General features: G+C 66.5%; 23 protein-coding genes. 14 read left to right on the forward strand and 9 right to left on the reverse strand.

What is annotated here, in order from left to right; genetic code table 11:
- Positions 1-26: 26 nt before the first annotated feature.
- The 3 genes from ACFQ4O_RS00110 to ACFQ4O_RS00120 form a co-directional block, all read right to left on the reverse strand.
- Positions 27-1,226, reverse strand: coding sequence for an MFS transporter (locus ACFQ4O_RS00110; RefSeq protein WP_378773527.1), 1,200 nt, complete (start codon positions 1,224-1,226; stop codon positions 27-29).
- The gene (locus ACFQ4O_RS00115; RefSeq protein WP_378773528.1) at positions 1,223-2,350 is read right to left on the reverse strand and encodes an alkene reductase; all 1,128 of its coding nucleotides are present in this window, start codon (positions 2,348-2,350) and stop codon (positions 1,223-1,225) included. Before ACFQ4O_RS00115 ends, ACFQ4O_RS00110 begins: the two co-directional genes overlap by 4 nt.
- A gap of 123 nt (positions 2,351-2,473) precedes the next feature.
- A complete protein-coding gene (locus tag ACFQ4O_RS00120) occupies positions 2,474-3,658 on the reverse strand; it encodes an MFS transporter (protein WP_378773529.1) in 1,185 nt (394 codons plus the stop codon).
- A gap of 157 nt (positions 3,659-3,815) precedes the next feature.
- On the opposite strand from ACFQ4O_RS00120, the gene ACFQ4O_RS00125 reads away from it, so the two are divergent.
- The 3 genes from ACFQ4O_RS00125 (at position 3,816) to ACFQ4O_RS00135 (ending at position 5,935) form a co-directional block, all read left to right on the forward strand.
- Positions 3,816-4,727, forward strand: coding sequence for a LysR substrate-binding domain-containing protein (locus ACFQ4O_RS00125; protein WP_378773530.1), 912 nt, complete (start codon positions 3,816-3,818; stop codon positions 4,725-4,727).
- Positions 4,724-5,425, forward strand: a complete 702-nt coding sequence (locus ACFQ4O_RS00130; RefSeq protein ID WP_378773531.1) for an IclR family transcriptional regulator — start codon at positions 4,724-4,726, stop codon at positions 5,423-5,425. The genes ACFQ4O_RS00125 and ACFQ4O_RS00130 overlap by 4 nt, the downstream gene beginning before the upstream one ends.
- A 111-nt stretch (positions 5,426-5,536) precedes the next feature.
- Positions 5,537-5,935: a GlcG/HbpS family heme-binding protein gene (locus tag ACFQ4O_RS00135; RefSeq protein WP_378773532.1), complete on the forward strand. Its 399-nt coding sequence runs from the start codon at positions 5,537-5,539 to the stop codon at positions 5,933-5,935.
- A 46-nt stretch (positions 5,936-5,981) separates the two neighbouring features.
- Here the strand turns inward: ACFQ4O_RS00135 and ACFQ4O_RS00140 are convergent, their stop codons facing one another.
- Entirely contained in the window at positions 5,982-6,725 is a 744-nt protein-coding gene (locus ACFQ4O_RS00140) for a TrmB family transcriptional regulator (RefSeq protein WP_378773533.1), read from the reverse strand.
- Positions 6,726-6,998: 273 nt separating this feature from the next.
- On the opposite strand from ACFQ4O_RS00140, the gene ACFQ4O_RS00145 reads away from it, so the two are divergent.
- The 6 genes from ACFQ4O_RS00145 to ACFQ4O_RS00170 all read left to right on the forward strand — a co-directional run bounded on the left by ACFQ4O_RS00145 (position 6,999) and on the right by ACFQ4O_RS00170 (position 12,483).
- Entirely contained in the window at positions 6,999-7,838 is an 840-nt protein-coding gene (locus ACFQ4O_RS00145) for an ABC transporter permease (protein ID WP_378773534.1), read from the forward strand.
- A 17-nt stretch (positions 7,839-7,855) separates the two neighbouring features.
- Positions 7,856-8,692, forward strand: a complete 837-nt coding sequence (locus tag ACFQ4O_RS00150; RefSeq protein WP_378773536.1) for an ABC transporter ATP-binding protein — start codon at positions 7,856-7,858, stop codon at positions 8,690-8,692.
- 10 nt (positions 8,693-8,702) lie between these two features.
- Positions 8,703-9,749, forward strand: coding sequence for an ABC transporter substrate-binding protein (locus ACFQ4O_RS00155; RefSeq protein WP_378773538.1), 1,047 nt, complete (start codon positions 8,703-8,705; stop codon positions 9,747-9,749).
- Between the two features lie 135 nt (positions 9,750-9,884).
- Positions 9,885-10,526 (forward strand): flavin reductase family protein, encoded by a 642-nt coding sequence (locus tag ACFQ4O_RS00160; RefSeq protein WP_378773641.1) that lies wholly within the window; start codon positions 9,885-9,887, stop codon positions 10,524-10,526.
- Positions 10,523-11,497, forward strand: a complete 975-nt coding sequence (locus ACFQ4O_RS00165; RefSeq protein ID WP_378773539.1) for a carbon-nitrogen hydrolase family protein — start codon at positions 10,523-10,525, stop codon at positions 11,495-11,497. The genes ACFQ4O_RS00160 and ACFQ4O_RS00165 overlap by 4 nt, the downstream gene beginning before the upstream one ends.
- A gap of 548 nt (positions 11,498-12,045) precedes the next feature.
- The gene (locus tag ACFQ4O_RS00170) at positions 12,046-12,483 is read left to right on the forward strand and encodes a thermonuclease family protein (RefSeq protein WP_378773541.1); all 438 of its coding nucleotides are present in this window, start codon (positions 12,046-12,048) and stop codon (positions 12,481-12,483) included.
- Positions 12,484-12,501: 18 nt separating this feature from the next.
- Here the strand turns inward: ACFQ4O_RS00170 and ACFQ4O_RS00175 are convergent, their stop codons facing one another.
- From ACFQ4O_RS00175 to ACFQ4O_RS00195, 5 genes are read right to left on the reverse strand one after another with little or no spacing between them, the layout of a single operon-like run.
- Positions 12,502-13,398 carry a 3'-5' exonuclease gene (locus ACFQ4O_RS00175; protein ID WP_378773542.1) on the reverse strand — a complete coding sequence of 299 codons (897 nt, stop codon included), beginning with the start codon at positions 13,396-13,398 and terminating at the stop codon, positions 12,502-12,504.
- A gap of 27 nt (positions 13,399-13,425) precedes the next feature.
- Entirely contained in the window at positions 13,426-15,252 is a 1,827-nt protein-coding gene (locus ACFQ4O_RS00180; RefSeq protein ID WP_378773544.1) for a UvrD-helicase domain-containing protein, read from the reverse strand.
- Positions 15,253-15,263: 11 nt separating this feature from the next.
- Positions 15,264-17,066, reverse strand: coding sequence for an ATP-dependent nuclease (locus ACFQ4O_RS00185; RefSeq protein WP_378773545.1), 1,803 nt, complete (start codon positions 17,064-17,066; stop codon positions 15,264-15,266).
- Positions 17,067-17,079: 13 nt separating this feature from the next.
- Complete coding sequence (locus ACFQ4O_RS00190; protein WP_378773546.1) at positions 17,080-18,096, reverse strand: nucleotidyl transferase AbiEii/AbiGii toxin family protein; 1,017 nt, start codon at positions 18,094-18,096, stop codon at positions 17,080-17,082.
- Entirely contained in the window at positions 18,089-18,682 is a 594-nt protein-coding gene (locus ACFQ4O_RS00195; RefSeq protein ID WP_047820979.1) for a DUF6088 family protein, read from the reverse strand. Before ACFQ4O_RS00195 ends, ACFQ4O_RS00190 begins: the two co-directional genes overlap by 8 nt.
- Positions 18,683-18,923: 241 nt before the next feature.
- Between ACFQ4O_RS00195 and ACFQ4O_RS00200 the strand changes: the two genes are divergently transcribed.
- The 5 genes from ACFQ4O_RS00200 to ACFQ4O_RS00220 all read left to right on the forward strand — a co-directional run bounded on the left by ACFQ4O_RS00200 (position 18,924) and on the right by ACFQ4O_RS00220 (position 23,272).
- The gene (locus tag ACFQ4O_RS00200; RefSeq protein WP_378773548.1) at positions 18,924-19,886 is read left to right on the forward strand and encodes an ArdC family protein; all 963 of its coding nucleotides are present in this window, start codon (positions 18,924-18,926) and stop codon (positions 19,884-19,886) included.
- A 161-nt stretch (positions 19,887-20,047) separates the two neighbouring features.
- Positions 20,048-22,168, forward strand: a complete 2,121-nt coding sequence (locus ACFQ4O_RS00205; protein WP_378773550.1) for a ParB/RepB/Spo0J family partition protein — start codon at positions 20,048-20,050, stop codon at positions 22,166-22,168.
- Between the two features lie 131 nt (positions 22,169-22,299).
- On the forward strand, positions 22,300-22,716 hold the full coding sequence (locus ACFQ4O_RS00210; protein WP_378773551.1) for a hypothetical protein: 417 nt from the start codon (positions 22,300-22,302) through the stop codon (positions 22,714-22,716).
- Positions 22,713-22,979 (forward strand): DUF6117 family protein, encoded by a 267-nt coding sequence (locus ACFQ4O_RS00215; RefSeq protein WP_378773552.1) that lies wholly within the window; start codon positions 22,713-22,715, stop codon positions 22,977-22,979. Before ACFQ4O_RS00210 ends, ACFQ4O_RS00215 begins: the two co-directional genes overlap by 4 nt.
- Positions 22,976-23,272 carry a hypothetical protein gene (locus tag ACFQ4O_RS00220; protein WP_378773554.1) on the forward strand — a complete coding sequence of 99 codons (297 nt, stop codon included), beginning with the start codon at positions 22,976-22,978 and terminating at the stop codon, positions 23,270-23,272. The genes ACFQ4O_RS00215 and ACFQ4O_RS00220 overlap by 4 nt, the downstream gene beginning before the upstream one ends.
- Positions 23,273-23,297: the final 25 nt, after the last annotated feature.

Below are 23,297 nucleotides of genomic sequence, written 5' to 3' on the forward strand. Positions count from 1 at the left end.
GAAGGCAAGATCGCGCCCGAGCGCCTCTAGGAGCGGCCGCCCGGACAGGAGGCCTCGTCGCGCCGGTCGAGCCAGCCGCTCCACACGGTCAGCAGCAGGCCGACCGCGACCATGAGCGCGCCGACCCACGGCGTCGCGCCGAGGCCAAGCGCTGAGTCCGCCACCAGCCCGCCGATGATCGCGCCGACCGCGATGCCGGCGTTCGCCGCCGACACGTTGAGGGTCGACGCGAGGTCCACGCTTCCGGGCCGATGACGCAGGGCGAGCCGCACCACGTAGAGCGCGAGACCCGGAACGTTGCAGAACATGAGGGCGCCGAGCGCGCCGAGCGTCAGGACCGCGCCGATCGTCGACGGCGCGGTGAAGGTGAAGACCAGCAGCGCCAGCGCCTGCGCGCCGAGCATCAGCGCCAGCGTGGACACGAGCCTCCGGTCGGAGACCCGCCCGCCGAGGACATTGCCCACGACAACCGAGGCCCCGTAGAGCGCCAGCATCCACGCCACGCCGCCGGGGCCGAAGCCGGTGATCTCCGCGAGGATGCTGGGGAGATAGGCGAAGGCGACGAAGGCGCCGCCCCAGGCGCAGAAGTTCATGCCGAAGGCGATCAGCAGGCGTCCGCTGCCGAGCGCCCTCGCCTGTTCGGCAAGGCTTCCGGCCGGCGCGACGTCGATCTTGCGGGGCAGCGTCGCGGCCATGGCGATCAGGGAGACGAGGCCGATGGCGGCGACGAACCAATAGGTCGTCGGCCAGCCGAACCGCTGGCCGATGACGGTCGCGATCGGCGCCCCGGCCGCGACCGCGGCCGTCAGGCCGCCGAACACGATCGCGACCGCCGAGACTCTCCGGTCCTCCGGCACGAAGCTCGCGGCGATGGCCGCGCCGACGCCGAAGAACACGCCGTGCGGCAGGGCCGAGATCACGCGCGCGACGATGAGGGCCTCGTAGCTCGCGCTCGCCGCGGCGGCGGCGTTGGCGACCACGAACAGCGCCATCACGGCCAGCATCAGCGTCCTGCGCGACAGGCCTCCCGTGAGGGCTGCGAGGACCGGCGAGCCGAAGCTGACCCCGAGCGCGTAGCCGCTGACGACCAGTCCCGCCCGGGACAGGCTGACCCCGAAATCCTCCGCGATCTCGGGAAGCACCCCGACGCTCGCATATTCGGTGGAGCCGATGGCGAACGCCCCGACCATCATGGACAGGAGCGCGGCGCGGCGGGACGCGCTCATCGGCCTCTCGGGCTCGCGACGGCTTCCCCGGGGTCGAAGTCGGGAAAGTCGGTGTAGCCGCGGGCGTCGCCGCCGTAGTGGGCGTCGCGCTCGGCGCGCGCGAGCGGCCATCGGTTGCGCAGGCGGGCGACGAGATCGGGATTGGCGATGAAGGGCTCGCCGAAGGCGGCGATGTCGATCAGGTTCTCGGCGATGAGCCGTTCGGCGCTCTCGCGGGTCATGCCGCCCGCCAGGATCAGGACGCCGTCGTAGCGCGCGCGGAACGCCGCGAGGAACTCGGCCGGAAACCCCGAAGCGCCGCGCGAGGTCTGGTCCATCAGGTGGACATAGGCGAGATCACGCTTCGAGAGCTCGCTCGCGAGATGGAGATAGGTCTCGTCCATCTCCGGGTAATGCGCCATGTCGAACAGGCGGCCGTAAGGGGACAGGCGAATGGCCGTCCTCCGCGCTCCGATGCGGGCGATGACGGCGTCGATCGCGGCGAGGGCAAAGCGGACGCGGCCCTCCAGCGTGTCGCCCCGGAACGCGTCGGCGCGGTCGTTGACGGTCGGATTGAGGAACTGCTCGATCAGGTAGCCGTTCGCGCCATGCAGCTCGACGCCGTCGAACCCGGCCGAGACGGCGTTGGCGGCGGCGTCCGCGAAGTCGGCGATGACGCCGTAGACCTCGCCGGTCGTGAGCGCGCGCGGCGGTGAGACGTCGACCGGGCCGGGCCGGCCGTCGGCGGTCCGCCCCCAGGCCTGCGCGTTCCTCGCGATCCGGCCGGTGGAGCTGACGGGGGCGAGACCACCGGGCTGGTTCGACACGTGGCTGACGCGGCCGACATGCCAGAGCTGGGCGAAGATGGTCCCGCCCTTAGCGTGGACGGCGTCCATGACCCTGCGCCAGCCCGCCGTCTGCTTGGGCGTGTACAGGCCGGGGATGAACAGGAAGCCTTCGGCCGTCGCGGAGATGGACACGCCTTCGGTGACGATGAGGCCCGCCTCCGCGCGCTGGGCGTAGTAGAGCGCGTTGAGGTCGTTGGGGACGCCGTCTGGATTGCGCGAACGGGTCATCGGCGCCATGGCGACGCGGTTGCGCAGCGAAAGACCGCCGCGCGCGAACGGGGCGAACAGGTCACTCATCGACATGGTCCTTGTTGAAGGCTGGGGCGGGACGTCGCCGTCGCGCCGAAAGCGGGCGGGAAATCGCGGTCAGAGGCTGGTCCGCCGGCGTCGGGCGGCGGCTCGATCCCGAGCGTCAGGTCGTCACGCGGCGCGCAGTTCGGCCGCGGCCGCGCGGCCGTCGAGCGCCCCGCTCAGGCGCGTCAGCACGAGCGCGCCCGCGACCATGATCCCGCCGACCCAGGGCGTCGCGCCGAGGCCGAGGCTGGAGCCGACGACGAGGCCGCCGATCCATGCGCCGAGCGCGATGCCGAGGTTGAACGCCGCGATGTTCAGCGCCGAGGCCACATCCACCGCGCCGGGTCGATGGCGCTTCGCGAGCTGGACGACATAGAGCTGGAGCCCCGGCACGTTGGCGAAGGACAGGAAGCCGAGCGCGGCGAGCGTGACCAGCGCGGGAACGGCCGCGCCCGCCGTGAAGGTGAAGGCCACCAGCACCGCCGCCTGCGCGGCGAACAGCCAGGTCAGCGTCCGGACCGGATCGCGGTCGGCGATGCGCCCGCCCAGAAGATTGCCGGCCGCGATGGCCGCGCCGTAGAGGATCAGGATCAGGCTGACATGGCCGGCGGCGAAGCCGGTGATGTCTTCGAGGATCGTGGCGAGATAGGTGAAGGCGACGAACGTGCCGCCATAGCCGAGCGCGGTCATGGCGAAGACCAGCAGCAGCCGCCCCGAGCCGAGCACGCGGGCCTGATCGAGCAGCGAGGCCGGCGGCGCCTTGCGGAGGGTCTTCGGCAGCAGCGCGGCGATGCCGATAAAGGCCACCACGCCAAGCCCCGCGACGCCCCAGAAGGTGACGCGCCAGCCGAAGGTCTGGCCGACGAAGGCGCCGAGCGGAACGCCGGTGACGATGGCGACCGTCAGCCCCATGAACATCATGGCGATGGCCGAGGCGCGGCGGTCCTCCGGCGCCAGATCGGCGGCGATGGTCGCGCCGACGGCGAAGAAGACGCCATGGGCGAAGGCCGACAGCACGCGGGCGACGAGCAGGACCGCATAGGTGGGGCTCAGCGCCGCCAGCGTGTTGCCGACGATGAACAGCAGCATCAGGCCGAGCAGCAGCGGCTTGCGCTCGACACGCCCCGTCAGCGCCGTGAGGATCGGAGCCCCGAAGGTGACGCCGAGCGCATACACCGACACGATCAGGCCGGCCTGCGGCAGGCTGACGCCCAGATCGCCGGCCACGGTCGGCAGCAGGCCGACGATCACGAATTCGGTGACGCCGATCGCATAGGCGGCGATCGTCAGAGCGTAGAGCGCGAGGGGCATGCGTCGTCCTCCCACCGCCGGATGCGAGGCGGATGGCGTGGAGATCCTTCGGCCGCGCGGCGCGGCCCGATCGGACATGCAGGATGCCGCGGCGCGACTTGAGAATGAACATGGCATTATGTAAAAATGCCTTTGAACCAAATTCAAAGGACGCAGGATGGACAGCCGTTCCGGCGAGATGGGCGTGTTCGTCGCCGCCGCCGAAAGCGCGAGTTTCTCGGCGGCGGGCCGCAAGCTCCACCTGTCGCCCTCCGCCGTCAGCAAGCTGGTCACCCGCATCGAGGACCGGCTTGGCACGCCGCTGTTCGTCCGTTCCACCCGCACGCTCCAGCTTACGGCGGAGGGCGCGCTCTATCTGGAGCGGGCGCGGCGCATCCTCGCCGACATCGACGAGACCGAACGGCTGATCGCCACCGGCGCGGACGTCGCCCCGCGCGGCAAGCTCCGCATCAGCGCGTCAGTCGCCTTCGGCGAATGCTGCCTGCTGCCGCTGGCGCCGCGTTTCCTGACGCTTTATCCGCAGGTCGAGCTCGACGTGTCCCTGACCGACACGGTGATCGATCTGGTGGACGAGCGCACCGACGTGGCGATCCGCTCCGGCCCGTTACGGGATTCCGCGCTCAAGGCGCGCAAGCTGCTGGAAAGCCGCCGCGTCATCGTGGCGTCGCCGGCCTATCTGGAGGCGCACGGCGTCCCGACGCGGCCGCAGGACCTCGACGGCCACAACTGCCTGCGCTTCAACTTCCGGCGCAGCCTCGACGAATGGCCGTTCCGCGATCCGAAGACCGGCGAGCCGTCCACCCGCGTCGTCACCGGCAACGCCCACGGCGACAGCGGCGTGATCCTGCGTCGGTTCGCGCTCGACGGCGTGGGGATCGCCCGGCTCGGCGGGTTCCATGTGGCGAAGGACATCGCGGAAGGCCGGCTCGTGGCGCTGCTGGAAGACCACAACGCCGACGACATCGAACTCATCCACGCGGTCTATGTGGGCCACGAGCATCTCGCCGCCCGCATCCGGGCCTTCGTCGACTTCCTGGCCGACGCCATCGGGGGAAGACACGCGCCGTGATCCAGTCGATCGAACGCGCCGTCGCCATCCTGGAGATCATCGCCCGCGAGGGCGGCGCGGCCTCGCTCAAGCAGGTCGCCGAGCAGGCGGGCCTCGGCAAGACGACCGCGCACAACATCCTCAAGACGCTGGACGGGCTGGGCTATGTCCGCCGCCGCGTCGGCGACGCGCGCTATCATCTGGGCGGGCGCATCCTGAACCTCGCCCGCATCGCCGGCGACGACGGCGCTCTCCGCGCGCGCCTGCGTCCGGCGCTGGAGGCGATCGCGCGACGGACCGGCGAGACGGTCCATCTCGCCGCGCCGAGCGGGGACGAGACCTGTTATCTGGACGTGATCGAAGCCGGGCGGCCCTTGCGCGCCGCTTGCCCGATCGGCCAGCGCGAGCGCCTGGAAGGCTCGGCGATCGGCCTCGTCTTTCTCGCCTTCATGCCAGGCCTCGGCGCGCGCGTGCTCGCCACCCGCGCCGAGGCGCTCGGGCCCGACATCCGGGCGCAGATCGCGCAGGTCGAGCGCGTCGGCTTCGCGCTCGACCTCGAAACCCATCAGCCGGGACGTCACTGCGTCGCCGTGCCCTGGCGGGAGAACGGCGAGGTTCGCGCCGCCCTCGGCCTCAGCGGGCCCTCCGCCCGCCTGCCGCGCGACACGCTCACCGACATCGCCTGGATGATGATGAAAGAAGCCGAACAGACGCGGTGACGGCGCGTTCAGCATCGCTGAACATTTCGCGTTTCCGGACATCGCGTGTTCCGTTCCGGCGCGTCCCGAATAGTGTTCCGGCTTGCTTTCTTTCGGATCGAGGACGCACGCATGAACATCGCGACCGCCCAATCGCTCATCGCCGTCGCCGGGGCCGAGGCCGAGAAGGGCGGCTTCTCCGTCGCCGTCTGGATCCTCGACGCGGCCGCCTATCCCGTGGCCTTCGCCCGGCTGGACGGCGTGGCTCTCGGTCCGATCGAGGTCAGCCAGAAGAAGGCGCGCACCGCCGCGCTGTTCCAGACCGACAGCCTCCGGCTCGGACAGGCGGCCCAGCCCGGCGGCGCGATCTACACCCTCGAGCACACCCATGGCGGCCTCATCAGCTTCGGCGGCGGCGTGGTGCTGCGCGACAAAGCCGGCGCGGTGATCGGCGCGATCGGCGTCGCAGGCGCGACGGTGGAGGCCGACGAGGCCATCGCCCAGACCGCCGCCGCCTCCCTGCTGGCGTGACGCGGCGAGGCCAAGGGAACGGCGGGTCGACGAGGACGGCCGTCGGTTACCCGGCCGCGGGCGTGCTGATGCTCCACATGGCGTCGAACATCGCGGCCTGGAACGCCGCGAACTCGGCGCTCTCGAGGATGAGGCCGTAGCTCTCCCGCGCCGAGGAGATCACGCAGACCTTGGCGCCGTAGATGAAGCAGGTCATCGCCAGCTTGTGGGCGGCGGGCGCGTAGCGCAGCTCGCGCTTCTCCTCCACGCTCGACGGCCAGATCGGCACGATGTCCCGCTCCACCGAGCGGATGACGCGCAGCCAGATGCCGCGGCGGGCGCGCTCCTTCAGGAAGCGCTCCATCTCCTCGAGCCCGGGCTCCGCCATCAGCTCGCGCATCGACAGCGTCGCGCGGAGCTCCTTCTGCTCGCCCGCCAGCGTGTCCCAGAGCGCGGTCCGGATGCCCTCCGGGCCCGGATGGAAGCGGACGTTCGGCTGGCCGTTCTCATGGTGGTACATCGAGCGGAGCGTCGGCATGACGTCCTCGAGCATCTGCCGGCGGGCCTCCGCCCGCTCCAGCAGGATGCCGGGATCCTGCGCGACGACGAAGCGCCGCTTGCCGTGGTCGACGAAGCGGATCAGCCCCTCCGCCTCCAGCTTGGCGAGCCCGTCATGCGCCGTGGTGCGCGCCATGCCGGCGCGCGCCGCGACCTCCGAGACCGAGCCTCCGCCTAGGCCGATGGCGGCCACGTACAGCTTGTAGAGCGTGCCCGACACGCCGATCCGGGCCAGCTTTTCCTCAAGATCCACCCGCGTCCCCGCTCTGTCGACCGCGGCGCAACATGTCCGATATCACCGCGCGCGTCCATCTGTCGGATTACTCCGACACAACTCACGCCATGGGATGAAATTTTGAGCAGACCCGCCGCCCATAACCACTCAATTTACAACATCATGATTACGGACTAGCCAGTCATGGCGTCATTTTGAGATTGACGGTTTTGACCGACACTTTCATGACTTGAGCATCAGCCACATGCGCTGCGCCTCTCGGGCGAACGGCGCGGACCAGTGGGATCGGACATGCTCATGGAACTGAAGGCGGAGATCGCGGCGCCGTCCGCTTCCCCCGGCCGCTCGAAACGACGCCTGCTCCCGCTCCTGCTCGCCGACCGGTCCGTGCGCGCGGGGCTCGGCCTCGCGGCGTTCTTCGCGTTCTGGCAGGCGCTGACCAGCCTCGGGATCATCGACGGCTTTCTGCTGCCGTCGCCGGTCGCCGTCGCGGGCGCGCTCTGGGAGATGGCGCTCGACGGCTCGCTCTGGATCCATCTCGGCGCCAGCCTGCAGCGGGTCGCGATCGGCTTCGTCATCGCCTGCGTCGTCGGCATAAGCCTCGGTCTCGTCTGCGGCTGGTGGCGCGCGGTCGCCGATTTCGTCCGGCCGGTGGTCGAGGCGCTTCGCCCGATCCCGCCGCTCGCCTGGATCCCGATCACCATCCTCTGGTTCGGCCTCGGCGACTCGGCCTCCTACTTCCTCGTCTTCCTGGGCGCGGTGTTCCCGGCCTTCGTGGCCACCTACACGGCCGTGCGGGGCCTCGACCGCAACCAGATGAACGCCGCGCTCTGCCTCGGCGCCACGCCCTGGCAGCTCTTCACCGACGTGCTGATCCCCGCCTCGCTGCCGATCATTCTGCCGGGCCTCCGGATCGCGCTCGGCGTCGGCTGGATGTGCGTGGTGACGGCCGAGCTGATCGCCGCCCAGACCGGGCTCGGCTACCTGATCCAGCAGTCCCGCATGCTGTTCCAGATCAACAACGTCGTGGCCGGCATGGTGGCGATCGGCCTGGTGGGCTTCGCGATGTCGGCGGTCCTCGAAACGATCGAGCGCCGGGTGAACGCCTGGGCCCCCTCCGAGCGCAACTGAACAGGGACCGCGAGACCATGGCCGCAGCAGCACGCACCGCCCTTCTGACGCCGCCCGCCGGGCCCGACGCGGAGCCCACGGAGACCCAGATCGACATCCGCAACGTCGGCAAGGTCTACGGGGCCGGCTCCGACCACCCGGTGATCGCGCTCGACGGCGTCACCCTCAGCATCCGGCGCGGCGAGTTCGTGTCGCTGCTCGGCCCGTCCGGCTGCGGCAAGTCGACCCTGCTCAACATCATCGCCGGCTTCCAGTCGGCGTCGAGCGGACAGCTGCTCCAGAACGGCCGCCCGATCGTGAAGCCCGATCCGTCCCGCACCGTCGTGTTCCAGGACTACGCGCTGTTCGGCTGGATGACCGTCCAGCAGAACGTCGAGTTCGGCCTGAAGGCCAAGGGGTTGCCGAAAGCGCGGCGGGCCGAGATCGCGCGCGGGCTGATCGACACGGTCCGGCTGACCGGCTTCGAGGACAAGTTCCCGCACCAGATCTCCGGCGGCATGAAGCAGCGCGCGGCGATCGCCCGCGCGCTCGCGCCCGATCCCGACATCCTGCTCATGGACGAGCCGTTCGGCGCGCTCGACGCCCAGACGCGCGTGTTGCTGCAGGAGGAGATCGCCCGCATCTCGTCGGAGACGAAGAAGACCGTGGTGTTCGTGACCCACGGCATCGACGAGGCGGTGTTCCTGGCCGACCGCGTGGTGGTGATGAGCCCGCGTCCGGGCCGCGTGCGCGAGGAGGTCCTCGTGCCGCTGCCCCGGCCCCGCACCGCCGAAATGCGCTCCGATCCGTGGTTCGTCTCCACCGTGAACGCGCTGTGGGAGACGCTGAAGCCTGAATGGCAAAAGGGGGAATAAAGTGACCGTGATGCTGTCTCGCCGTCGCTTCGGCCAGCTGTCGGCCGGCCTCGTCGGCTCCGCCGCGCTCGGCATGCCCGCGCTCGTCCGGGCTCAAGGCTCGACCGACGTGGTCCGGATGGGCTGGTTCAACACCACCACCGTCTCGGCCCAGATCGCGCATGTGCTGAAGCGCACCGACATCGCCGCCCGGAACGGGCTCAAGATGGAGATGATCCAGCTCAACGCCTCGCCGGCCGTGAACGAGGCGATCGTCTCGAACGCCGCCGACGTGGGCACGCTGTCGGACTTCGCCGCCGTCACCACCATGGCGGTCGGCGCGCCGGTCACCACCATCGCGTCGCAGGCTAGGTTCCGCTCCGCCGTGCTCGCGACCAAGACGTCCGGGATCACGGACCTCGCCGGCCTCAGGGGCAAGCAGGTTTACGGCACCTTCGGCATCACCGCGTTCCAGAACGCGCAGGAGGCGGTGATCGGCGCGGGGCTGAAGCCCGGAACCGACATGACCTTCGTGAACGTCGGCCCGGCCGAACTCGCGGACGCCGTCGGCGCCCAGCGCATCGACGCCTTCTTCACCTACGACCCGTTCGTCAGCTTCTTCGAAAACTCCGGCCACGCGAAGGTGGTCTCGCAGAACCTCACGCCGGTGATCGTGCTGACCGCGAACAACCGCTTCTTCAAGGACCGCCCCGAGGTGGTGGAGCGCTACTTGCGCGCAAGCTCCGAGGCGCTGTTCTTCGCCAGCCAGAACCACGATCTGGTCAACGGCTGGTTCCGCTCGCTGGAGCCTGCGAAGAACATTCCCGAGCCGGTGCTCCAGAAGGCCTCGAGCTACGACCCCGCCTGGAGCGCCAAGGCCGTGACCGACATCAAGGCGGCGCTCTCGCCGGACCAGATCGCCCGGATGGGAACGCTCGCCAAATGGGGCGTCGAGGCCAAGCTGCTGCCGCGTCTTCCCGATGTGGCGAAGTTCGTCGACACCACGATCGCGGCCAAGGTGGACGCGGCGCTGGCCGCGGCGAACTTCGATCCGGCGTCCGTGAAGATCCTCGGCTGAGCGGAGGCGAGTTCCGGCGAGGGCGCGGGCCCTCGCCGGACCGAACACGCAATGAGCGCACCGACCGCACCTCCGCCCGATCCGGCGCCCTCCAGCGAGGCGCCGGACGCCACGCGGACCTTCGATTTCTCGGCGATGCCGGCGGAGGACCGATACCGGCTGCTGACCGCGGCGATCCTGCCCCGGCCGATCGCCTGGGTGGTCACGCAAGCCGCGGACGGGACCGTCAACGCCGCGCCCTACTCGTTCTTCAACGTGTTCGGCTCGGAGCGCCCGGTGGTCGCGCTCGGCGTGCTCGCGCGCCCCGGACGGCCCAAGGACACGGCGGCCAACATCCTCGCGACCGGCGAGTTCGTGGTGAACCTCGCGCCGTTCGCGCTCGCCGAGGCGATGAACGCCACCAGCGTCGACGCGCCGCCCGACGTGGACGAGCTCGACCTCGCCGGGCTCCGGACGATCGCGAGCGTCGCCGTGCGGCCGCCGCGCATCGCCGCGTCGCCGGTGGCGTTCGAATGCCGGCTGATCCACGAGCACGAGACCGGCCCCGGCCAGTGGCTCCTCGTCGGCGAGGTGCTGCGCGCCCATTTCGCGACCCGCGTCCTGACGGGCGATCCGGCGCGGCCGCGCGTCGACCACGCGGCGCTCGACCTCGTGGCCCGCATGCACGGACCGACCGCCTATCTGCGGACGCGCGACGTCTTCGACCTGTCCCGGCCCGTCTGGTCCGGGGCCGCGTCCGACCTGTCCCTTTCCATCCGAGAGACACAAAAATCATGACCAAGGTGAAGGTCGCGGCCGTTCAGGCGTCCACCGTTCCCTTCGACGCCGCGGCCGCCACGGCGCGTACGATCGGACTTCTGACCGAGGCCGCCGCGAAGGGCGTCTCGCTCGCGGTGTTCCCGGAGGCCTTCATCGGCGGCTATCCGAAAGGGCTCGACTTCGGCTGCAGCATCGGCCGCCGCACGCCCGAGGGCCGCGCGGACTTCGCCCGCTACGTCAAGGGCGCGATCACCGTGCCGGGCCCCGAAACGACCGCGCTCTCGCAGGCCTGCGCCCGGCTCGACATCCACGCCGTGGTCGGCGTGATCGAGCGCGACGGCGGCACGCTCTATTGCACCGTGCTCTATCTCTCGCCGACCGGCGAGATCGGCAAGCACCGCAAGGTGATGCCGACCGGCTCCGAGCGCCTCGTCTGGGGGTTTGGCGACGGATCGACGCTCACCACCATGGACACGCCCTTCGGGCGCGTCGGCGGCGCGGTGTGCTGGGAGCATTACATGCCGCTGATGCGCGCGGCCTATTACGCCAAGGGCGTCCAGATCTGGGCCGCGCCGACCGCGGACGACCGCGAGAGCTGGATCTCGACCATGCGCCACGTGGCGATGGAGGGCCGCTGCTTCGTGATCGGCGCGTGCCAGGTGATGCGCCGCTCGGACTTCCCCGAGGACTACGCCAGCCGCATCGAGGCCGAGCCCGACGCCTGGATGATGCACGGCCGCTCGGTCATCGTGGGGCCGCTCGGCGACGTGCTGGCCGGCCCGCTGGTGGACGAGGAAGGCATGCTGACGGCCGACGTCGACATCGACGACATCATCGGCGCGAAGCTCGACTTCGATCCGGTCGGACACTACGCGCGGCCGGACATCTTCAGCGTGCGCGTCGACGAGACGGCGCGCACGCCCATGGTGGTGCTGAAGCCCGACGCCGCGCCGGAGCGCGAGGAAAACCCCGCCGAGAAAGCCGCCTAACCTTCGCGCGCTAAACGGCGTTTGGGGGAGGTGGAGGTCGCGCGGAAGCCACGCCCCTCCCCCGACGAGCCTACGATCCCGCGCCGGTCCGGAGACCCATCCGATATAGGCCTCGGCGGGATGCGCCGACCGCAGGATCAGCTCAGAGCGCCCCTCCCTTAAAGGGGACGCCGCGTGTGTGGCCCCGCTGCGCCCACATGCGCCCGGATGAAAAGATGTTCGCCAGAGGCGCCGGCGAACGTCGAGACGGAGCTCATTCCCACTCGATTATTGATGGTCAGCATAACGCATTGAAATGGCGTCATAAAAAATATTTTTCACAGCAATATACCGTCAGCCGTTCCGGCAAAATGGCTGGCTCTTGATATTGTTGGATTTTTCGAGAAACCCCGAAAAACCGTACTTTCGGGAACTATCGTCAAGCACGGCATGCAGGAAACAATTCGACTCGATCCGTGCATGCCACCGATTTCACGACGTAGTCCTATCATCAAAGCCGCCGACTGTCACCGCACGGTCGTGCGCAAAAAGGAAGTGAGAACACGACCATGCGGATCACAATCGGCCTAGCGTTGTTGGGGGCTCTGACCATGGCAACAGCAGCCAGAGCCGATCCCTGCAAGGCGATTCCCGACCGCGGCCCGATGCCGTCCTATCTCCACCGTGGCGCACACTTCTCCGGCACGGTGGTCTACGTCGGCGACGGCGACTCCATGTGCGTAGCGGTGGGCCAAGGGGTGGCCAACTGGGTGGAAATCCGGCTGGAGGATTTCTACGCACCCGAACTCCACTCCCCCACCGGCCCCGCCGCCAAGGCCGCGCTCGAAAGGGTCGCCATGGGGCGGAACGCAGAGTGCGTCGCGAACCACCAGTCCTACGACCGTGTGGTCGCCACCTGCCGGATCGGAGGGCGCTCCATCGGAGATATGTTGAAAGCGGCGGGGAGCGTCGAGGGCGGCAACGGGTACGGCCGGGGCAAGCGTTAGCCTGACCTTTGGCCGCGCTCAAATACGGTCTGAGAACCGATCATAGGCGTCGATCCGCCGGATCGGCAGATCAGCCTCATACCGGTAGATCTCCGTTCTCAAGAACCGCAGTTCGGCCTCGAATTGCACTTCGGGAACGTCGATGTACCAAGCGCGCGGCTGCGGGCCGGGATCGCCGTTCCAGCGGTATCCCCGCGCCTTGAGAACATCCTTGAGGTCGAAGGGCGAGTTCTCCGCCCAGATGCGCCAAGCGGCGGTACGGGCGCCGTCCAGGAGAAGACTAAGACCCGTAACGCCGGATCGGGGCAGCCGCATCGCCAGCAGCTCAATCGCCGCGAGGCAGTCGTTCATCGCCCTGTGGCGGTCATAGAAGAAGCCAGCGGCCTGAGCGAGATAGCCCAGCTTTGCGCCCTCGAATCCTTCTGCTGCCCAATCGATCTGGCTGAACGAACAGGCCCACGGCTTCGTCGAAAACACATCGCTGAAACGCTCAAGAAAGCGGCGGTCGAACGCCGCGTTATGCGCGATGACGAGTGAGGCCGGCGCCGCGAATCTGGCGACCTCGGCAAAATCGATAACCTTGCCGGCCACCATTTCGCTCGTGATTCCAGTGATTGCGGTGATTTCCGGCGAGATCGGCTCGCTCGGCTGACGCAGGCCCTGGAAGCTTTCCTCCACGCTGAACACCGCGCCATCCAGACCGTAGGTAAACGGCGTCATGGCGAGTTCGATGATCTCGTCGCGCTGAGGATCGAGCCCCGTCGTCTCCACATCGACCATCAAGCCGAGGCGCACCGGCGTGCCCGGTGGCGGAGTGATGCGAGGGCGCAGCTTGAGGCGCCGGAGGATGCGATAATCCCCGGTGGCCTCTAGCGTCTGCGCCATGGACTCCAGGTGGTTAGAAGTTGTGGTCATCTTGCACTTCATACCCAGAGGCTTCGATCACGCCGGTTCGGGTCTGAGCAAAACACAGACGTCATCCCTTGGTGTCATGATCGTCGTGCGTACCTTTGCGCGCGTGACGCTGACCCGAAAATTCTGACGCGCCTGAGCCATCACCCCGATATGGACATTACCGGAGACGATCCGATCAGGATTGGCCACGACTTCGCCCTTGAACCGTTTTGGCCATCCTTCAAAGATCACAACCTCGTCGAATTGCTTTCCCTTCGCCTTGTGCATGTTCATCACCACGACGCCAGATTCAGGCTTGTGGGCTGTTGCGAAATGCTCCTGAACAAATGACTGGCGGGTGATCGCAAGGGCGTTGCCGTAGGAGCCGACGTCACGCCAGTCCTGCGCCAACCCCTGACGGAGCTGTGTACCGCGCTCAAGCAGACGGACATTACGGACGTCCTTTGCGACGTTTTTCAGCCGCTCACAGGCCCCACCATCCAGTACGTCGCGTACCGAGATCCAATCTACATCCGGATCACCCGTGAATGTCAGTGCGGCGATCGCCTGATGCACAGCATAGGTTCCTTGCAAGACGCTGTTACCAGGCGTTGCCCGTCCTTTCGCTAGACACTCGTTCCACTTGGACAGCGCCTTCCGGAACCGCATCGCCTCGTCCATGTCGCCCTTGGTCGGCGCCGTGCCACCTCGACCGTGAAAATAGCTGCACATCAGCTCGACAAATTCGTCGAAGCATCTCTCATGCCCGCGTTGCTGGAGCAGGAAGGCGATAATCTCGGCAGCCAAGATCGGGCCTTCCATATCGACGGCGGCGGTGTGGGAAATCGGTGGGATATTGCCAAATGGCTCGCGCAGAATATCCGATACCATCCGGGTCATTTTCTTGGTCGGCACGAGAACCGCCAACGACCAATCGCTCCGACCAGTCTCGATCAACCGCTTCCGAGCTTGCAACACCTGACCGACCAATGAGGCATAAGCCTGGTTGGGGTTCGACTCGAACAGCGCGCAATCGATCCCCTTGTAGTCGTTCTGACGAAATTTCCCCGTCAGGATGTCGTTCCCGAATAGGGCAATCTCGGTTCCCTTACTCCGATGGTTGTCACCGGCGAGATCGTGAACCGTTGGCGCAAAAGCCGCCGTGAAGTGGTTCAGCCTCTCAGGATCGGCGCCGATGAAATCGAAGATGCGTTGTTCCGGGTCAGCAAGAGCAATCAGCGTGCTGCTGGCGCCCAGAGCTTGGACCACCCGCCATTGATCGGCACTGGTATCCTGAAACTCATCCAAGACGATGTACGGGTACATCGTGGAGATGAGTGATCGAACCTTTTCTGAGCCATGTAGCAATGTCGCTACGCGGCCTGCGAATAGATCGAAACAGACCTTTCCCTCTTCGGTCGCCAGACGAATGCGTTCAGCTTCCTCCTTTGCGCGCTTCTCAGCCTTTTCTGCGTCCGACAGCTTCTTGGCTGCCTTGTAGCCGCTTCGCACCGAAGACAACGCGATCGCCTCATTCGGAGGCGTGAGGATCGTCATCCGCCGTGGGAAGCCGACGAGATAGCCATGCGTTTTGAGGATACGCCAAAAAAAGGAGTGATAGGTATCAACCTCGATCCGCCGCCTTTCCTCCCGCGTAATCGCGCTTTCTTCGTCGATCGCCTCAAGAACGCGGGAAACGGTGGCCCGAGCGAAACTGAGGAAAAGGATGTGCTGACCAGGCTTCAAATCCTCGTGCGCGATCTTCGCCGCCTTGAGGATGGAAACGGTGGTTTTCCCCGAACCGGGACCGCCGGTGACGAGCTGATGCCCCTCAGCCTGGAGAATTTCCTTCTGCGTTTCGGTTAGGTCGACCATCGTACAATCGCCTATCCTAACAGATCGGCAAAATCGTCTTCGCCTTCGACGTCTGCTTCTGCTAGCTGTGGAGGCGGATCGCACAGTGCTTTCAAGGTGGCGCAGGCATCGCGCAGCCACTGCGGAATTTCGGCTTCAGAGCACTGAGCCAAGAACTCGGCTATTCCCCAATTGCCTTTTGACCACTTGAAATAAGATCCAAGCGCCGCCGCCGCTTGTGCTTTAGGATTCGGATATTGGTTCAGCAGATGCTGCGGCCAATCGAGTTGATCGGCAAATCGCTCCAAAGCATCCTGCGTGGTGTTGTTGAGGATCAAATCTTCAATGCCCTTCTCGTCGTGCATGAACAGGCATTCCACCTGGGCCTCGATGGCAGCCTTGGCCGCATCGGACTGCTTGTCGCACAACGCAAAGGTCCGCTTCCCGAGGCTTTTATATAGAGCCCCAAGGTCGGCGATCTGCGTCTCGCTTCCGGCATCGATTACGCAGACGCCCAAGGCCTCCAAAGACACATAGGTGGCCGGATTAAGCTCCGCCAAACGCCGCGCAACGACCGGGAAAGAAGCCGCCTCTGTCGCACCTTCAGCGATGAGAACACGGCGCGAAAGGAGCCCCTCGCAAAACCGAGTTCGGAAATCCTGCCGGTAGCGCTTGTGTTTTATGCTCTCCGGCAAATCGATCTTGGATTGGATTAACTGGCCATTGTCTGATCGCGAGAGGATGACGGTTTCGTCAAGGCTGAACTCTTCGAGCACATACGGCGAGTGCGACGTGAAGAGCGACTGCGCCGATAGCTTGCGCAGTTCATGGACAATCCGCTTCTGCGCGTATGGCGGAATAGCTGTTTCAGCTTCCTCCATAGCGAAGATGACATTCTGCTTGTCCTCGGCGATCTGTGACAGCATTGCGAGCACCAGCATGTTGATCGTCCCCGTTCCCTGCCGGAAGAAGGGAGCGGCATGATCCCCCGCGCCCGTGGCGATGAACGCGGTAATCACCTTGCGCAAATGCTCGCGCGTCAGGTTCGACACCTTCAGATGCGGCTTCACACCCCATTCGCGCGGAACATATTTCTTCAGCGCCTTGTCGATGCTCTCAAGCACGCCCGAGATGCCGATGGCCGGGTCGCTGGCGACATCGAAGGCTGCGAGCGTTCCGATCGTCCCTTCCCACATCTGCGGCCGGATTTCCTTCAGCCGGAGGATGATGTCCAGCAGGCTGCCGTGTTCCAAGCTGAGCGCCCGAGACCCCGTCCTCAACGACCGCAGAAAAAGAAATCCGCAGTGCTGCTTGTCTTTCTTCGAGAACGATGCCGGCGTGTCATCCTCCGAAAGGCTGCGCGTGAAATAGCTGTTGCCGACGAAGTCATCCTCATCAGGATCGTATTGACCGACGAATGTGACGCGCAGCGCCGCCTTGATCTCGGCAACATCGACCCCGGCCGGGTTCGCTTCCTGATAGAAGTCTCCGGTTGCAGTATTCAGCCACTCGACGTTGGCTCCAAATCGCGCCTCCTGCTCGGGCGACAGATTGGTGATCGTCACCTCGACCGTGATTTTCGGAGCTGGAGCTGGCTCTGCGCCCTCGGGAGCATCGGGGTTTGGGATGGGAAGATAGCGCCCCTGATAGAAATCATGCTCATCCACGGGTGGTCGCCGGCTCAGCCGATCCGGCCCCAAGGCGAGATCGATCGCTTCGAATACAGACGATTTGCCGGTATTGTTGTCGCCGATCAGTACGGCGTGATCAGGCAGCACCAGTTTGGCCGACTGGATGCCGCGAAAATTTTCGATCACTACCGAGAATATCTTCAACGCCCGCCCCCCTTTAGGCTCCCATTCGGTTAGCCCGCATAGCTATATCTATACATCGCGCCATCAGCGCGTCGAACGGCTCTGCGTCATCGAAGAGCAGTCCATCCTCGACCATACGAATGTAGTCTTCCTCCAGCGCCTTCGCGCCATCGCCGACAGGGACGAGTTGCAAGCCGCCGTTGACGGCCGCGGCATAATCGATTGGCGAGCGATCAGCGGCCTTCTCCGCAAAGAACATCGACTTGTGGCGAGCAACCGCGCTCGCCAGTTCGCGATCTGCGAAGGCCGTTTCCGCAAGACCGGCTTCATCGAGCCGGGCGACATCATGCCAGTGCCGGGCGAAGCGGTCCCCGCGCAGCCGGTCCTGGTGGCAGAAGACATGGATGGCGGTCGCCTTCTCCCAGAACGTCCGCTCGGCGTGCATGACGCGCGGACGCGCTGTCGGGAATATCAGGCCATCGATCAGGCCAGAGGCATCGCAGACAACATCGCGCAGACTGGCCGGCTCGCCCGTCGACCGCGCGCCGAACTCCAGCATGACGCTGGGGGCGACATAACCCGATCCGACTGCGGTCGGTTCGTAGTCGATAAAGAGCCGATCACCTTCGACGCGGATCGCCGCAGCCATACCTTCCGTTGCCAGGGCGTCGGAGATCACCGGCTGCACGACAGCGCCAACCCATTCCGGTAGCCGGCGACGAACCTCGCTGGACCAGCGCTTTTCCTCGCTTCGCGTTTTCGGCAGGCCCTCGCCATTGTCCCCGACCAGGTCGGGCGCGATGGCCCGAATGTCGTAAGTCAAATCCACATCCTCCGAAAACCGATGGATGACTTGATAGGCTTTCGACAGCGATGTGCCGCCCTTGAACACCAGATGTTCACCAAGCGGCGCCGTGTAGAGCGTGCTCAACGCCCACACCACCCAGACGTCCTTTTCGAGCAGATGCGCGGGCCGCCCCGAACGATCCGCCGCGACGCCAAGGGCGTCGCGGCGATCCTGAGCCGAGAGGAGCAGGAAGGTTTCAGCCATAGGCCGCCTTCCCGACACTCTGCGCCAACCATGTCGGAAGCTGCGGCGCGGCCGCCACCAATTCGCCAAAGGCGCCAGGCGGCAGCTTTCGCTTCAATGTCCTGAGCGCAGTTTCGGCTTTCTCCGGGCCGAGCCAAGCCAAGGCCCGGACGGCCTCTCCCGCCGGCCGGTTGGCCAGAGCCAGTTGCCAGCGCGGGGCATGGCGCAATTCCACGACCTGCTTGCCGAGATTCATCTTCCGGCTGCGCCCGGAGGTCAGATAGACCGAGCGAACCGGCACCTGCGTTGTCAGGCCAAGGGCGTTTGCGGCCGCCGCACCGTTCGAGACGATGGTCTCGCCACGCTGGCTGGCAAGGGCTTCCACAGCCTGTTCCACCGACGGCGCGCGCGTCCCAAATCGACTGGCGACGGGGCGGAGATAGACACCGCGCCCAGCCCGGATGAGTTGTTCGCGCTCGGCCAGACGCGACAAGGCCTGGTCCACCGCGGCGCGATTGCCGAGATGGAGCAGCCCCTTAGCGGACACAGAAGCGCCCTCGGGCAAACCCGCCATATGCGACAGAATCTGTTCGGTCAGCCGTGTCATCGTCTTTCTCCTGTCAGGAACATACGCAGTTTTCTGACAGTTTTCAAGGAAACACGTCCGGGACGGAAAGCTGGGACAAGGGGGAAAGCCTTCCCCTGCGGTCGAGCCTTGGGTCTCGCCCGACCCCTTCTGCGGGGAGATCCCCGCAACGCCCCCCATAGAGTGAGAGTGCGGACGGGGTTTCCCGTGACGGGTTGAGGGCTGGAGAAGAGGTCTCCGGCGCCCGTCGCGGAGAACCGCGATGTTCAGGAAAAACCACGGCGCCCGCGCCAGTTCAGGCCGAGCGAGCCTCTATGACGACATCACCGACAAGATCATCGCTGAGCTTGAGGCGGGCCGCGCGCCCTGGGTCCAGCCATGGGGATCGGCCGCGGCCAAGGCGCCGCTCGCCATGCCCCGCAACGCTGCGACCGGACGGCACTATTCCGGCATCAACGTGCTCATCCTCTGGGGGGCGGTGATCCAGCACGGCTTCCCCGGCCAGAGTTGGCTCACCTTCCGCCAGGCGCTGTCGCTGGGCGGCAATGTCCGCAAGGGCGAGCACGGCACGACCGTCGTCTATGCCGACCGCTTCACGCCGGAGGACGAGAAGCGCCGAGCCCACGAGACCGGCGAGGACGCCGCCGCGATTCCCTTCCTCAAGCGCTTCACCGTCTTCAACGCCGCGCAATGCGACGGCCTGCCGGACAACATCGCCGCCATCGCTCCACCGCCGCCGCCTGGCCTCATCGAGCCGCGCGTCGAGGCTCTGATCGAAGCGACGGGCATCGATTTCCGCATCGGCGGCGATCGCGCCTTCTATGTGCCGGCGCACGACTATGTGCAGGTGCCGCCGCCGCAGGCCTATTTCGAGCCGATCAACTGGCACCGCACGGCCCTGCACGAACTCGGGCACGCCAGCGGCCATGCCTCCCGGCTCGGTCGCGACCTGACCGGCGGTTTCGGCACGAAGAAATACGCCTTCGAGGAGCTGGTGGCCGAGATCAACGCGGCCTTCTGCTGCGCGTCTCTCGGCATCGTGCCCACCGTCCGCCATGCCGACTATATCGGCGCCTGGCTGGAGGTGCTGCGCGAGGACAATCGCGCCATCGTCCGCGCCGCCTCCCAGGCGAGCAAGGCGGCCGATTGGCTGCTCGGCTTCCTGCCCGACGCCGATCTCGGCCAGGACGACACCATGGCCGGCGACGAACGGCAGGCGGCGTGATCGAATATGAATACCGGAAAGGCGGGAAAGCAGGTCTCCGGCTTCACGCCTTTCCGCTTCTGCGGCGCTGCCCTTCTTAGAGCGAGAGGGCGGCGCTTCGCTTCGTGACGGGTTGGAGGTCGAGAGAGAGTCTCCCGGCCGCCCGTCGCGGAGTAACGAACATGGCGAGTGCCATCCAGAAGATCACCCTGTCGTCGGCGCGCGACATCCCCTTCAACAAGCTGGTGCTGAGCCAGTCCAACGTCCGCCGCGTCAAGGCCGGCGTCTCGATCGAGGAAATGGCCGAGTCCATCGCCCGGCGCGGCCTCATCCAGAGCCTCCATGTCCGTCCCGTCCTCGACGCCGATGGCGCGGAGACCGGAATGTTCGAAGTGCCTGCCGGCGGTCGCCGCTATCGCGCACTCGAACTGCTCGTGAAGCAGAAGCGTTTGGCCAAGACGGCGACGGTGCCCTGCGTCATCGGCGACGCCAACAGCGACATCCTCGTCGACGAAGTGTCGCTGGTCGAGAACATGGAACGCGCACCGCTCCATCCGCTCGACCAGTTCCGCGCTTTTCAGGCGATGCGCGACAAGGGCATGACCGAGGAGGCCATCGCCGCCGCCTTCTTCGTCAGCGTCACCGTGGTGAAGCAGCGCCTGCGCCTCACCTCCGTCTCGCCGACCCTGCTCGAAATCTATGCCGATGACGGCATGACGCTCGAACAGCTCATGGCCTTCACCGTCAGCCCCGACCATGCCCGTCAGGAGCAGGTCTGGGACGCGATCAAGGATAGCTGGCAGAAGGAGCCCTATCAGATCCGGCGGATGCTGACCGAGACCGCGATACGCGCCTCGGACAAACGGGCCGTCTTCATCGGCATCGAGGCTTATGAGGCCGCAGGCGGCGTCGTGCTGCGCGATCTGTTCCAGTCCGACGACGGCGGTTGGCTGCAAGACCCGACCCTGCTCGACCGCCTAGTGGCCGAAAAGCTGAAAACCACCGCCGATCAGATCGCCGAGGAAGGCTGGAAGTGGATCGAGGTCGCGGTGAGCTTCCCCTATGGCCACGACCACGGCCTGCGTGAACTCTCCGCCATTGCGGTCGATCTGACCGACGAGGAGCGTGCGACCCGCGAAGCGCTGCGCGAGGAATATGACCGGATCGAAGCGGAATATTCCGAGGCCGACGAGCTGCCCGACGCGATCGATCAACGTCTCGGCGAGATCGAGCAGGCCCTTGAGGCCTTCGAGAACCGTTCGGTCAGCTACAATCAGGCCGACATCGCAATCGCCGGCGCCTTCGTCAGCCTCGACGCCGACGGCTCGCTGTCGATCGACCGCGGCTATGTCCGCGCTGAGGATGAGCCCCAGGCCGAGCCCGATGGCGAGGCGTCCGGGGGCGACCAGCCCGATACGCCGGCCGTCCAACGCGCGGTCATCACCATCGGTGGCAAGCCCGCCGAGCCCGGAGACGATGAGGAGGACGGCATCAAGCCCTTGCCCGAGCGTCTCGTGATCGAGCTGACCGCCCATCGCACCCTGGCGCTGCGTAACACGCTGGCGGAACATCCGCACGTCGCCATGACCATGTTGCTGCACAAGCTTCTGAGCGACACCTTCATCCACACCAACGCGTCCGGTTGCCTCGAGGCCAATGTCCGCCACATCTTCTTCTCGGCGCAGTCCGAGGAATTGAAGGACAGCCCATCGGCGCAGGCGGTCAACGATCGCCACGAACGCTGGGGGGACCACATCCCCGCTGACGATCAGGCGCTCTGGGCATGGCTGACAGATCTCGATGACGGCACGCGCCTGGAGCTTCTGGCGCTTTGCGTCAGCTACGGCGTCAATGCGCTATTCGAACGTCCGAACCCCTATTCCGGCTCGGGCGTCAGCCAGCATGGCCTCGACGTGCGTCTGGCGCAGGCCGACCGGCTCGCACGGGCTACGGGCATGGACATGGTGGCCGCAGGCTGGAAGCCCACGGTCAGCAACTATCTCGGCCGCGTGACCAAGCCCCGCATTCTCGAGGCCGTCCGCGAAGGCGCCGGCGAGCGGGCTGCGCAGCTCATCGACCACATGAAGAAGGGCGACATGGCCAAGGAAGCCGAGCGCCTTCTGGCCGACAGCGGCTGGCTGCCCGAGCCGCTGCGCCTCGCGTCCATCAATGGCGATCAGTCTGGTCCCGACGATCAGGCCGATACCGAGGCAGACACCGCCTTGCCGGACTTCCTCACCGAGGACGGCGAGGACGAAGACACCGACGAGGATGAAGTCCAGCACGCCGTCGCCGCCGAATAGCGCGGATCGCGCGGGGCGGCGCCGTTCGTCCCGCGCATCTCACCCCGATCTTCCACACTGCCCGGTCCCACGCTCGACAGCCTGCGCGGCTGTACCGCGCGGGCCGGGCATTCTCGTCTCAGGAGCCTGTCATGGCCGACTATTTCACCCATTTCTCGTGCCTGCTCGATGTCGGCACGCCCGAGAACGCCGCCCGCGCGCTCGACCTCTACAACTGCCTCTCCGAGGCCGGCGCATCGGAAGAACCGCCTTCCGAGGGCTTCCTCCTCTCGATCCAGCCCGAGCATGGCGGCACGCAGCTCTGGATGCACGACGACGTCACCAGCGATCCCGAGCGCCTGATCCAGTTCGTGAAGCGCTGCGCCGCAGAGTTCGGTCTGACCGGTCGCTGGGGTTTCCAATATGCCAACACCTGCTCGAAGCGCCGGCTCGATGGCTTCGGCGGCGGTGCGCATGTTCTCGATCTCGCCACCGGAGAGACCGTGGGCTGGATCTACACCGATGGCTGGCTCGACCAGACCCTCTCCAACGAGGGAGGCCCGCTATGAGCATCCCTTCCTATGCCCAGAGCAATTTTCAGACGCTGCTGCGCGCTGCCGGTGACGGCAACCTTGCGCTCATGGAATGCCTCGATGCCGTGACCGGCTCTCCGCGTTACGTCATCTGCGCGGTGGGACGAGACGGTGGTGATTTCGTCTTCACGCCTTTCGGCCACCTCGCCGACGGCGATCCCTATGACGCCTATCTGCCGCCCGACCCCGGCGATCCTGGCGGCTTCATGCATCCGGGCACGCCCGGAGAAGCGTCATGATGGACGTCGACGCCATCTTCGCCGCCGATTACGAGCGTCCGCCCGCCGAGCGGTCTCTCCCCTGGCTGGAAACCAGAGACGGCGTCACCGTCGTCGTGGAACCCAAGCCCCATTGGGCCAGCGACATGCGGGCCTTCCGGGCCGAGGCTCGCGAATATTGCGCCTATGCCGATTGGACCGCGAACGGCGCGCGCGCCCGGTTCTTCGGGCACATCGACACCAGCGGCGATGACCTGATCCGCAAGGCGCGCAGGCTCGTCGCCCGCGAGATCACCGATGGACACTGGGCCTGACCCCTCAAAGCGCCTCTGCCGCTCG

The organism is Methylopila musalis, from assembly GCF_042679725.1.
GTDB lineage: Bacteria > Pseudomonadota > Alphaproteobacteria > Rhizobiales > Methylopilaceae > Methylopila > Methylopila musalis.

Excerpts from the sequence above, each read along its gene's own strand:
- ACFQ4O_RS00205 (WP_378773550.1), top strand. The coding sequence starts at position 20,048 with ATGGCGAGTGCCATCCAGAAGATCACCCTGTCGTCGGCGCGCGACATC.
- ACFQ4O_RS00150 (WP_378773536.1), top strand. The coding sequence starts at position 7,856 with ATGGCCGCAGCAGCACGCACCGCCCTTCTGACGCCGCCCGCCGGGCCC.
- ACFQ4O_RS00220 (WP_378773554.1), top strand. The coding sequence starts at position 22,976 with ATGATGGACGTCGACGCCATCTTCGCCGCCGATTACGAGCGTCCGCCC.
- ACFQ4O_RS00175 (WP_378773542.1), bottom strand. The coding sequence starts at position 13,398 with ATGACCACAACTTCTAACCACCTGGAGTCCATGGCGCAGACGCTAGAG.
- ACFQ4O_RS00195 (WP_047820979.1), bottom strand. The coding sequence starts at position 18,682 with ATGACACGGCTGACCGAACAGATTCTGTCGCATATGGCGGGTTTGCCC.
- ACFQ4O_RS00190 (WP_378773546.1), bottom strand. The coding sequence starts at position 18,096 with ATGGCTGAAACCTTCCTGCTCCTCTCGGCTCAGGATCGCCGCGACGCC.
- ACFQ4O_RS00155 (WP_378773538.1), top strand. The coding sequence starts at position 8,703 with ATGCTGTCTCGCCGTCGCTTCGGCCAGCTGTCGGCCGGCCTCGTCGGC.
- ACFQ4O_RS00215 (WP_378773552.1), top strand. The coding sequence starts at position 22,713 with ATGAGCATCCCTTCCTATGCCCAGAGCAATTTTCAGACGCTGCTGCGC.
- ACFQ4O_RS00170 (WP_378773541.1), top strand. The coding sequence starts at position 12,046 with ATGCGGATCACAATCGGCCTAGCGTTGTTGGGGGCTCTGACCATGGCA.
- ACFQ4O_RS00200 (WP_378773548.1), top strand. The coding sequence starts at position 18,924 with ATGTTCAGGAAAAACCACGGCGCCCGCGCCAGTTCAGGCCGAGCGAGC.
- ACFQ4O_RS00180 (WP_378773544.1), bottom strand. The coding sequence starts at position 15,252 with ATGGTCGACCTAACCGAAACGCAGAAGGAAATTCTCCAGGCTGAGGGG.
- ACFQ4O_RS00145 (WP_378773534.1), top strand. The coding sequence starts at position 6,999 with ATGCTCATGGAACTGAAGGCGGAGATCGCGGCGCCGTCCGCTTCCCCC.
- ACFQ4O_RS00135 (WP_378773532.1), top strand. The coding sequence starts at position 5,537 with ATGAACATCGCGACCGCCCAATCGCTCATCGCCGTCGCCGGGGCCGAG.
- ACFQ4O_RS00125 (WP_378773530.1), top strand. The coding sequence starts at position 3,816 with ATGGACAGCCGTTCCGGCGAGATGGGCGTGTTCGTCGCCGCCGCCGAA.
- ACFQ4O_RS00160 (WP_378773641.1), top strand. The coding sequence starts at position 9,885 with ATGCCGGCGGAGGACCGATACCGGCTGCTGACCGCGGCGATCCTGCCC.
- ACFQ4O_RS00110 (WP_378773527.1), bottom strand. The coding sequence starts at position 1,226 with ATGAGCGCGTCCCGCCGCGCCGCGCTCCTGTCCATGATGGTCGGGGCG.
- ACFQ4O_RS00210 (WP_378773551.1), top strand. The coding sequence starts at position 22,300 with ATGGCCGACTATTTCACCCATTTCTCGTGCCTGCTCGATGTCGGCACG.
- ACFQ4O_RS00120 (WP_378773529.1), bottom strand. The coding sequence starts at position 3,658 with ATGCCCCTCGCGCTCTACGCTCTGACGATCGCCGCCTATGCGATCGGC.
- ACFQ4O_RS00165 (WP_378773539.1), top strand. The coding sequence starts at position 10,523 with ATGACCAAGGTGAAGGTCGCGGCCGTTCAGGCGTCCACCGTTCCCTTC.
- ACFQ4O_RS00115 (WP_378773528.1), bottom strand. The coding sequence starts at position 2,350 with ATGAGTGACCTGTTCGCCCCGTTCGCGCGCGGCGGTCTTTCGCTGCGC.